Here is a 9940-nt window from a genome sequence, read left to right as displayed (position 1 = left end):
CACCAGCAGATAGACGCCGACGAGCAGCACGAGGAATACCGACAGATAGCGGGCAGGGTGCACCGGCGCCGAAGGCGATGCCACGTTTTCTCCTCACACTCTCGCGCGATCCGCTCCCGCGGTGGTCACTGCACCCCGCAAAGGTTACGTGCCGGTGGGCAGACCTCAGTCGTTGGTCAGTCGCTCCCGGTCGGGCGTGTCCTGCTCGACGACATCCTGGTCGCGGGTCAACTCGCGGGCCTCCTCGGCGCCGGCAGCCTCGCTATCGGGTGCTTCCGGTTCGATACGGTCCCGAATGGCCAGCTTCATCCAGGTCGTCACCACCCCCGGCGCGATCTCGAGGTCCACAGTGTCGTCGGTGATTCCGGTAATGGTCGCTTGCAAACCGGATGTGGTGTGCACGCGGTCGCCGATGCGCAGCGCCTCGTGCAGGTCGATGGTGGCTTGCATCGCACGCTTCTGACGCCGCGACGCGAAGAACATGAATCCGGCCAACAGAATAATCAGCGGCAAGAAGACGAACAGGTCCATGGCAGCAGCAATCTTTCGTATTAGATGACGGCCAGGGCGTCGGAGATGAACAGCTCCCCGGCTTGGTAAGTCCCCAGTGTGCCATTGCACGCCTGCGTTACCGACTCGGCGGCGCACTGACGGCCTTGACGTGGCGGTGCGACAGTGAGACAACGGGCGATATGACCCGCATCGTCGACTCCGACCAGCACCTGTACGAGAGCCGTTCACTATGGGCCGACCATATGGATCCGGCCGCCCGGGAGGAGGCGCTGAGCCTGGTCGACGACGAGCTCGGCTACACCTGGCTGAGCTGGCGCGGCGCTCCCCTTGCTCTGGCCGACGTCCATCTTCCCGGCAACACCGCCTCCTGCGGCGAGCACCGCAACCGGCAACGGGCCGGCGAGCCGGCGTCCTACCGCTACGACGAGGCGTTGCCCGAGTCTTACTGGCTGCCGGGAGCTCGCATCGACTGGCTTGACGACGTCGGTCTCGACGAGGCGGTCCTTTTCCCCAATTTCGGCCTGTTGTGGGAGCGGCGGCTCTCGTCGTCGCTTCCCGCGCTGACCGCGAACATGACGGCATGGAACCGCTGGTGTGCGGTGGTGGAGGCCGAGGGTCGCGGGCGCCTTCATCCGGTGGCCCATCTGACGCTGCGCGACCCGGACTGGCTGGAGGCCGAGCTGGCTGCGCTGGCCGCCGCCGGTGTCCGGCTGGCGATGATCGGCGCCGGGCCGGTGGACGGCCGAGCGCTGTCGCACCCCGACCACGACCGGATGTGGTCCGCGTTCGTCGACCGCGGCGTCACTCCGGTGTTCCACGTCGCCGACCAGGTGCGGGTGTTCGACGATTGCTGGTATCCGGAGGACCCGACCGACGACTTGGCCACTGCCACCGAGGCGGTGTTCTTGTGGGTGCCTCCGGCACTCGCGTTGACCGATCTGATTTTGCACGGCGTGTTCGACCGCCATCCCGGGCTGCGCTTCGGCGTCGTGGAGCTCAGCTCCGCGTGGGTGCCGTCGTTTCTGCTGATGCTGGACGGCGCAGCAGATTTCACCACGCGGCTCAATGGCAAGCCGGTGGCGACCCTGTCGCGGCGACCCAGCGAGTACTTCCTCGACCACGTGCGGGTGTCGTCGTTCTCCTACGAGGACCCTAAGCAGCTCACCGACAAGACCGGCGACGTCTTCATGTTCTGCAGCGACTATCCGCACTCCGAGGGCACCGCGACGCCGCTGGACGACTACCGGCGGATGGGCTGCGAGGAGCCGGCGATGCCCGGCCTTTTCCACGCCAACGTCGACTCGCTGTTGGGTCGGTAACCCGATGGAGCTCACCGAGGCGCTGCGAACCACCGGCGCCATCCGCACCTTCCGTGACCAAGCCGTCGACGACGCCGTGCTGGCCCGCGTCCTGGACACCGCACGGTTCGCGCCAAGCGGCGGAAACGCGCAAGCGTGGCGACGCGGACCGGGTATTCGTTTGCCGGCGCCGCCTCGCTCTACCCGTTCACTTGGAGCATCCTGCTGGCCGCCCGCGACGAGGGTCTGGGCGGCGTGAGCATCACCCTCCTGATTCGGGCTGAAGACGAGGTGAAAGCGTTGCTAGGAGCCGGCGACCCGCTCGCGCTGGCGGCGGTCATCGCGCTCGGTTATCCGGTCCGTCAACTGCGTCGGCTCAACCGGGCGCCGCTCACCGCGTTCGCCACCGTCGACTCAATCGACGGTCCGCCGGTCGGAACGGCGGCCGCCGGCTGATGCGGTTCTCGGTCACCAAACGAATGGGATAAGCCTCTTGGTGCTGCGGCAGTACTCGGCATAGCCGGGCAACTCTTGTCGGAGCAGTTGCTCCTCCGCGCCGATGCGGCGCTGGTAGGCGCGACCCAGCAACGCAGCCACCGCAACGATGACCGGAATGCTGCGTGAAGCGAGACCGAGCCCTGCCCATGTCAACAAAGAGCCCGTGTATCCCGGGTGCCGGATAAAGGGGTAGGCGCCCGAGTCGACGACATGTGGGTCGTCTTCGGTGCGAAGCGTCCGCGTAGAGAAGGCCCCGAGCGTGTGCATCGACCACCCTCGTAGCGCTATTCCAGCGGCCTGCAGCGCCACCCCGATCGGGCCGGCCACACCCGGGAGCCGCAGCACGCGGACTCGCTGCAGAACCAGCGGCAGCTCGCACCGATAGGCTCGAAGCACCACGCGACCCGGACTGCCCGTGAGGAGACCGACGTGCCCGCTCTCGACCAGAGTCGCCACCTCGTCACCGAAATCCCGGGCCCGGCCTCGCTGGAACTGACCAAGCGGCGCGCCGCAGCGGTGGCAAGCGGCGTGCGAAGCACCATGCCGGTGTACGCCGTGCGCGCCGGCGGCGGCATCGTCGAGGACGTCGACGGCAACCGGTTGATCGACCTGGGCTCCGGCATTGCGGTCACGACGATCGGCAACGCAGCCCCGCGTGTCGTCGACGCCGTCCGCGCCCAAGTCGCCGAGTTCACCCACACGTGCTTCATGGTGACCCCGTACGAGAACTACATCGCGCTCGCCGAGCAACTCAACCGGCTGACGCCCGGCTCGGGTGACAAACGCTCGGTGCTGTTCAACTCCGGCGCCGAGGCGGTGGAAAACGCCATCAAGATCGCCCGCTGTCACACCCGCAAACCGGCTGTGGTGGCGTTCGACCACGCCTATCACGGCCGCACGAACCTGGCGATGGCGCTGACGGCCAAATCGATGCCGTACAAAAGCGGCTTCGGGCCGTTCGCGCCGGAGATCTACCGGGCGCCGCTTTCCTACCCGTTTCGCGACCGCTTGCTCGACGAGAAGCTGGCCACCGACGGCGAGCTGGCCGCCCGGCGCGCCATTCGCGTCATCGACCAGCAAGTCGGCGTCGACAACGTCGCCGCGGTGCTCATCGAACCGATCCAGGGCGAAGGCGGCTTCATCGTCCCCGCGCCCGGGTTCCTGCCCACCCTGCTGGAGTGGTGCCGGCAGAACGACGTGGTCTTCATCGCCGACGAAATCCAGACGGGCTTCGCGCGGACCGGCGCAATGTTCGCCTGCGAGCATGAAGGCATCCAGCCCGACTTGATCTGCACCGCTAAAGGGATCGCCGGTGGGTTGCCGCTCTCGGCGGTGACGGGACGCGCCGGGATCATGGACACCGCCCAGCCGGGCGGCCTGGGCGGCACCTTCGGCGGCAACCCGGTCTGCTGCGCGGCGGCGCTGGCCAGCATCGCGACGATCGAGAGCGACGGGCTGGTCGAGCGCGCGCGGCAGCTCGGCGACCTGATGATCGACCGGCTGCGCGCGTTGCAGCGCAACGACGACCGGATCGGCGATATGCGTGGCCGCGGCGCCATGATCGCGATCGAGCTGGTGAAACCCGGGTCGGCCGACCCTGACCCTGAGCTGACCAGCGCGCTGGCCGCGGCTGCACACGCCGCCGGTGTCATCGTCTTGACCGCCGGCACTTTCGACAACGTGGTTCGGTTGCTGCCGCCGCTGACCATCAGCGACGAGCTGCTGACCGAAGGTCTCGACGTCATCGCAGAACTGCTGGCGAAGCTTTAGCGGTAATTCATCTCACACCCTCACCCGTTCCGGAATACAATTAGCTTTGCTAACGTAGTTTCCTCTAGGCGCAACGAGGCGCGGTCAACCTTCTCAAGTCTTGGTTCCGAGGTCGTGTTATGTCGATTGACATCCGTGAAGAGCAGCTAGAGCGCCGCATCGCCGAGTTGACCGCCGACGATCTGCAGTTCGCCGCCGCACGTCCTGACCCGGCGGTCGCCGCGGCCCTCGAGCACCCCGGACTGCGCCTGCCGCAGGTGATCCAAACCGTGCTGCAGGGTTACGCCGACCGGCCTGCGCTTGGCCAGCGTGCCGTCGAGTTCGTCACCGACCCGAAGACCGGCCGCGCCTCGGCACAACTGCTCCCCCGCTTCGACACCATCACCTACCGTGAACTGGCCGACCGCGTCCGTGCGCTGAGCAATGCGTGGGCGGTCGACGGCGTCGCCCCGGGTGACCGCGTCGCTGTTTTGGGTTTCACCAGCGTCGACTACTCCACCATCGACGTGGCCCTGGGCAGCATCGGCGCGGTGTCGGTGCCGCTGCAGACCAGTGCGGCGCTCGCGCAGCTGCGGCCGATTGTCGCCGAGACCGAGCCGAGCGTGATCGCGGCCAGCGTCGACTACGTGTCCGACGCCGCCGAATTGATCCGCTCCGGCCATCTGCCGGCGCGGCTGGTGGTGTTCGACTACCGCCCGGAGGTTGACGACCACCGCGAGGCATTGGACGCCGCCCGCGCCGGTTTGGCCGATACTCCAGTGGTCGTGGAGGCGCTGGGCGATGTGTTGCAGCGCGGAGAGGCGTTGCCGGTGGCGCTGGCCGCCGCTATCGATGACGACTCGTTGGCGCTGCTGATCTACACCTCCGGCAGCACGGGCGCACCCAAGGGGGCGATCTATCCGCAAGGCAACGTCGCCAAGATGTGGCGGCGGTCCAGCCGCAACTGGTTCGGGCCGACTGCGGCGTCGATCACGCTCAACTTCATGCCGATGAGCCACGTCATGGGACGCGGCATCCTGTACGGCACGCTCGGCAACGGTGGTACCGCCTACTTCGGCGCGAAGAGCGATCTGTCCACGCTGCTCGAAGACCTCGCGCTAATGCGGCCCACCGAACTGAACTTCGTTCCGCGAGTTTGGGACACCTTGTACGGCGAATTCCTGACCCGGGTGGACCGGCTGACGTCCGAGGGCATCGACCGCGCCACCGCCGAAGCTCAGGTGATGGACGACGTGCGCAACAATCTGCTGGGCGGGCGGTTCATCTTTGCCATGACGGGCTCTGCGCCGACTTCAACGGAGCTGCGGGCGTGGGGGGATTCCCTTCTACAGATGCCTCTGCTGGACGGCTACTGGTCGACCGAGGCCGGGATGGTCTTGTTCGACGGCGTCGTGCAACGTCCGCCGGTGGTCGACTACAAGCTGGTCGACGTCCCCGACCTGGGCTATTTCCACACCGACCGGCCGTATCCGCGCGGCGAACTGCTGCTCAAGACCGAGAACATGTTCCCTGGCTACTACAAGCGCCCGGAGATCACGGCCGGCGTCTTCGACGCGGACGGCTACTACCGCACCGGCGACGTGGTTGCCGAGATCGGCCCGGACCAGCTGGTGTATGTGGACCGCCGCAACAACGTCTTGAAGATGGCGCAGGGCGAGTTCGTGACCGTCGCGAAGCTCGAGGCGGTGTTCAACAACAGCCCGCTGGTGCGCCAGATCTACATCTACGGCAACAGCGCACACCCCTACCTGCTGGCGGTCATCGTGCCGACCGAGGAGGCCCTGGCGCGCTTCGACCTCGACGACCTGAAGCCACGGATCGCCGAGTCGTTACAGCAGGTTGCCAGGGAGGCGGGTCTGCAGTCCTATGAGGTGCCGCGCGACTTTCTCATCGAGACCGAGCGGTTCACCCTGGAGAACGGGCTGCTCACTGGGATCCGCAAGCTGGCCTGGCCCAAGCTCAAAGAGCGCTACGGCGAGCGGCTGGAACAGCTCTACGCCGAACTGGCCCAAAGCCAGGCCGACGAGTTGAGCGAGCTGCGCAGCAGCGGCGCGCAGCGGCCGGTGCTGGAAACCGTCACCCGGGCCGCCGGTGCGCTGCTGAGCGCCCCGACCAGCGAATTGCAGCCCGATGCCCACTTCACCGACCTGGGCGGAGACTCGTTGTCGGCGTTGACATTCGGCAACTTCCTGCGCGAGATCTACGACATCGACGTGCCGGTGGGCGTGGTCGTCAGCCCCGCCAGCGACCTGGCGTCCATCGCCGACTACATCCAGGCCGAGCTGCACGGCTCCAAGCGGCCGACGTTTGCCTCGGCGCACGGCCGCGGCACGGTCGAGGTGCACGCACGTGATCTGACGCTGGACAAGTTCATCGACGCCAAGACGTTGGCCGACGCCCCTACCCTGCCCGGCCCGAGCGCCGAGGTGCGCACGGTGCTGTTGACCGGCGCGACCGGCTTCCTCGGCCGCTACCTGGGGCTGGAGTGGCTGGAGCGCATGAACCTCGTCGACGGCAAGGTGATCGCGCTGGTGCGAGCCAAGTCTGATGACGAAGCCCGGGAACGGCTGGACAAGACGTTCGACAGCGGCGACCCGAAACTGCTGGCCCACTATCGCGAGCTGGCCGCCGATCACCTCGAGGTCATCGCGGGCGACAAGGGTGAACCCGATCTCGGTCTGGCTCGGCAGACCTGGCAGCGGCTGGCCGAGACCGTCGACCTGATCGTCGACCCCGCCGCGCTGGTCAACCACGTGCTGCCCTACAGCGAGCTATTCGGCCCCAACGCGTTGGGCACCGCCGAGCTGATCCGGCTGGCGCTGACCACGAAGATCAAGCCGTACACCTACGTGTCGACGATCGGGGTGGGCGACCAGATCCAACCGGGCACGTTCACCGAGGACGCCGACATCCGGGTGATCAGCGCGACCCGCAAGATCAGCGACGGCTACGCCAACGGCTACGGCAACAGCAAGTGGGCCGGCGAGGTGCTGCTGCGCGAGGCCAACGACCTCTGTAGTCTGCCGGTCGCGGTGTTCCGCTGCGACATGATCCTTGCCGACACCACGTATGCGGGCCAGCTCAACCTGCCGGACATGTTCACCCGGCTGATGCTCAGCCTGGTGACCACGGGGATCGCGCCCCGCTCGTTCTACGAGCTGGACGCGGACGGCAACCCGCAGCGCGCCCACTACGACGGGTTGCCCGTCGAGTTCATCGCCGAGGCGATCTCCACGCTGGGGGCTCAGAACGTCGAGGGCTACCAGACCTATCACGTGATGAACCCGCACGACGACGGCATCGGGCTCGACGAGTACGTCGACTGGCTGGTCGAGGCCGGCTACTCGATCCGGCGCATCGATGACTACGCCGATTGGCTGCAGCGGTTCGAGACCGCGATACGTGCCCTGCCAGAGCGGCAGCGCCAGTACTCGCTGCTGCCGCTGCTGCACAACTACCAGAAGCCGGAAAAGCCGATCCGCGGATCGATGGCCCCGACCGACCGGTTCCAGGCCGCGGTGCAAGAGGCGAAAATCGGTCCGGACAAAGACATTCCGCACGTGACGCGGGAGGTCATCGTCAAGTACATCACCGATCTGGAGTTGCTCGGTTTGCTCTGACGACAAGACGCGCGAAAGCCCCTATTTCCTCGCTGAAATGGGGGCTTTCGCGTCTGTTGGCGCTGGGTTAGCGGTCAGCGCCGACGTGGCGTCGACGGCGGAAGAAGCTGCCCTTGCTCTCCCGCGGCTCTTCGGCAGGCGCCGCGTACTGCTCGCCGCGCACCTGGGTCATCGCGTCCGGCGAGACTTCGGGAGCGGCTGAGTATTCCGGCGCCGGTTCGGCTGTCGGCACGTCGGTCGCGGCAGCGGCCGCCGGTTCGACGTCACGGGCCAGTCGGACCGACAGGCGGGCCAACGCCGCTCCGCCCAGGAAGATGATCAGCGCACCGAGCCCGGAGAAGTAGGTGATCTCCAGCAGCGCTCGCTTGAGGTCGGTGGCGGCCACCGGATGGCCGATGTCGCCGATCCGCAATACCGAGGCGAAGGTGGCGCCGATCACGAACCAGGCTCCGGCGAAGACCGCAAGCCAGCCCCCGAACATCGCGGTGGCACGGTTTCTTGAACCGATCAGCAACAGTCCGCCAACGACGGTGGTGACTCCTGGGAACACTTCCAGCCAGCCGCGCGCCGCGGTCCATGCCCACGCCTTGTCTCGCGTGTAGGCCCAATCGAAATACGGCCCGACGAACGGAATCAATGCGCCCCATGCGCCCAGGAGGACCAGGAGCAATCCCATGACCGCACCGCGGCTGCGTGGCATGTGCAGACCGTTGTAACCGTCTACTGCCCTGCGTGAGCCTCTCATCATGTCTCCTCAACCAGTGGACACCGGCTGTACCGGCGTTCAGTACCTGGCTGGGTACCCGCATCGGTGGCGGTGTAACCGGCTGACGAGCGCGCTAGTCAAAGAGGCCGGGCTGCCCGAGACCCGAGACTCCCACCGGCGGCGTCATCCCGAGATGAGTCCAGGCCAATGGGGTGGCGACCCGGCCCCGCGGGGTGCGCGCGATCATGCCGGCCCGCACCAGAAACGGCTCGCACACCTCCTCAACCGTCGCTGCCTCCTCCCCGACCGCGACCGCCAGCGTCGACACGCCAACCGGGCCGCCGCCGAAGCTCCGGGTCAGCGCCGACAACACCGCGCGGTCCAGCCGGTCCAGACCGAGTTCGTCGACGTCATAGACCTCCAGCGCCGATTTGGCGACGTCGCGGGTGATCACCCCGTCGGCGCGCACCTCGGCGTAGTCACGCACGCGGCGCAGCAGCCGGTTGGCGATCCGCGGAGTGCCCCGCGATCGGCGGGCAATCTCCGCGGCGGCGTCGGCGCCGAGCTCGATGCCCAGGATCCCGGCCGAACGCGCCAGCACCTGTTCAAGCTCGGCGGGTTCGTAGAAATCCATGTGGGCGGTGAAGCCGAAGCGGTCACGCAGCGGGCCGGTCAGCGCGCCGGACCGGGTAGTGGCACCGACCAGGGTGAACGGTGCCACTTCCAACGGAATCGACGGTGCACCAGGGCCTTTGCCGACGACGACGTCAACCCGGAAATCCTCCATCGCCAAATACAGCATCTCCTCGGCTGGCCGGGCGATGCGGTGGATCTCGTCGATGAACAGCACGTCGTGTTCCACGAGGTTGGACAGCATTGCCGCCAGGTCACCGGCCCGTTCCAGCGCCGGCCCCGACGTCACCCGCAGCGACGACCCGAGCTCTGCGGCGATGATCATCGCCAGCGACGTCTTGCCCAGCCCGGGCGGCCCGGACAGCAGGATATGGTCCGGAGTGCCGCCGCGGTTCTTGGCGCCCTCGATGACCAGCTGCAGCTGTTCGCACACCCGCGGCTGGCCGATGAACTCCCGCAGCGAACGCGGCCGCAGACTGGCGTCGACGTCGCCCTCACCGACGGTCAGCGTCGGCGCCACGTCTCGTTCGCCCGGTTCGTCGCAAAACTCGCTGAACCGGCTCATGTGGTCTTCCCCAACGACGACAAGGCGGCGCGCAGCGCGCTGGCCGTGGTGGCGCCGCCGTCGGTGGCCAGCACCGCGTCGGTGGCTTCCTCCGCTTGCTTGACCGCGAACCCGAGCCCCACCAGCGCCTCGACCACGGGCCCGCGGACCCCATGACCGTTGACCGACGAGCTCGGTGCCGCGACTCCTCCGATCTTGTCGCGCAGCTCGAGCACCATTCGCTCGGCGCCGCGCTTGCCGATGCCCGGCACCCGGGTCAACGCGGTGACGTCGCCGTCGGCCAGAGCCTGCCGCAGCGCCGCGGCGTCGTAAACCGCCAGCGTGGCCAGCGCGATCT

7 protein-coding genes and 3 pseudogenes (2 of these 10 cut by a window edge) are annotated in these 9940 nt (G+C 67.4%); 4 read left to right on the top strand and 6 right to left on the bottom strand.

The window, feature by feature from the left end; all coding sequences use genetic code 11:
* Both ACFE99_RS06635 and yajC read right to left on the bottom strand, forming a co-directional pair.
* Positions 1-84 (bottom strand): annotated as a pseudogene (locus ACFE99_RS06635) (protein translocase subunit SecD); its annotated part reaches 388 nt to the left of the window's first position; the annotation flags it as partial.
* Positions 85-165: 81 nt separating this feature from the next.
* Positions 166-531 carry a preprotein translocase subunit YajC gene (yajC, locus tag ACFE99_RS06630; protein WP_375483595.1) on the bottom strand — a complete coding sequence of 122 codons (366 nt, stop codon included), beginning with the start codon at positions 529-531 and terminating at the stop codon, positions 166-168.
* Between the two features lie 161 nt (positions 532-692).
* On the opposite strand from yajC, the gene ACFE99_RS06625 reads away from it, so the two are divergent.
* Both ACFE99_RS06625 and ACFE99_RS06620 read left to right on the top strand, forming a co-directional pair.
* Positions 693-1832: an amidohydrolase family protein gene (locus ACFE99_RS06625; protein WP_375483593.1), complete on the top strand. Its 1140-nt coding sequence runs from the start codon at positions 693-695 to the stop codon at positions 1830-1832.
* 4 nt (positions 1833-1836) lie between these two features.
* Positions 1837-2267 (top strand): annotated as a pseudogene (locus tag ACFE99_RS06620) (nitroreductase family protein).
* 12 nt (positions 2268-2279) lie between these two features.
* On the opposite strand, the gene ACFE99_RS06615 reads toward ACFE99_RS06620, so the two are convergent.
* The gene (locus ACFE99_RS06615) at positions 2280-2654 is read right to left on the bottom strand and encodes a methyltransferase family protein (RefSeq protein WP_375483591.1); all 375 of its coding nucleotides are present in this window, start codon (positions 2652-2654) and stop codon (positions 2280-2282) included.
* Between the two features lie 84 nt (positions 2655-2738).
* Between ACFE99_RS06615 and gabT the strand changes: the two genes are divergently transcribed.
* Both gabT and car read left to right on the top strand, forming a co-directional pair.
* Positions 2739-4079, top strand: coding sequence for a 4-aminobutyrate--2-oxoglutarate transaminase (gabT, locus tag ACFE99_RS06610; protein ID WP_375483589.1), 1341 nt, complete (start codon positions 2739-2741; stop codon positions 4077-4079).
* A 119-nt stretch (positions 4080-4198) separates the two neighbouring features.
* Positions 4199-7699: a carboxylic acid reductase gene (car, locus tag ACFE99_RS06605; protein ID WP_375483587.1), complete on the top strand. Its 3501-nt coding sequence runs from the start codon at positions 4199-4201 to the stop codon at positions 7697-7699.
* A gap of 67 nt (positions 7700-7766) precedes the next feature.
* On the opposite strand, the gene ACFE99_RS06600 is transcribed toward car, so the two are convergent.
* From ACFE99_RS06600 to ruvA, 3 genes and pseudogenes are all read right to left on the bottom strand, one after another.
* Positions 7767-8444, bottom strand: coding sequence for a hypothetical protein (locus tag ACFE99_RS06600; RefSeq protein WP_375483585.1), 678 nt, complete (start codon positions 8442-8444; stop codon positions 7767-7769).
* Between the two features lie 94 nt (positions 8445-8538).
* Positions 8539-9603, bottom strand: coding sequence for a Holliday junction branch migration DNA helicase RuvB (gene ruvB / locus ACFE99_RS06595; protein ID WP_375483583.1), 1065 nt, complete (start codon positions 9601-9603; stop codon positions 8539-8541).
* Positions 9600-9940: pseudogene (gene ruvA / locus ACFE99_RS06590) on the bottom strand (Holliday junction branch migration protein RuvA); it runs 259 nt beyond the window's last position. Before ruvA ends, ruvB begins: the two are co-directional and overlap by 4 nt.

The organism is uncultured Mycobacterium sp. (assembly GCF_964249325.1).
Classification (GTDB): Bacteria; Actinomycetota; Actinomycetes; order Mycobacteriales; family Mycobacteriaceae; genus Mycobacterium.
This window is presented reverse-complemented; position numbering and strand designations above follow the sequence as displayed.

Coding starts and splice junctions, on each gene's coding strand:
- yajC (WP_375483595.1), bottom strand. CDS start 531: ATGGACCTGTTCGTCTTCTTGCCGCTGATTATTCTGTTGGCCGGATTC.
- ruvB (WP_375483583.1), bottom strand. CDS start 9,603: ATGAGCCGGTTCAGCGAGTTTTGCGACGAACCGGGCGAACGAGACGTG.
- ACFE99_RS06625 (WP_375483593.1), top strand. CDS start 693: ATGACCCGCATCGTCGACTCCGACCAGCACCTGTACGAGAGCCGTTCA.
- car (WP_375483587.1), top strand. CDS start 4,199: ATGTCGATTGACATCCGTGAAGAGCAGCTAGAGCGCCGCATCGCCGAG.
- ACFE99_RS06600 (WP_375483585.1), bottom strand. CDS start 8,444: ATGAGAGGCTCACGCAGGGCAGTAGACGGTTACAACGGTCTGCACATG.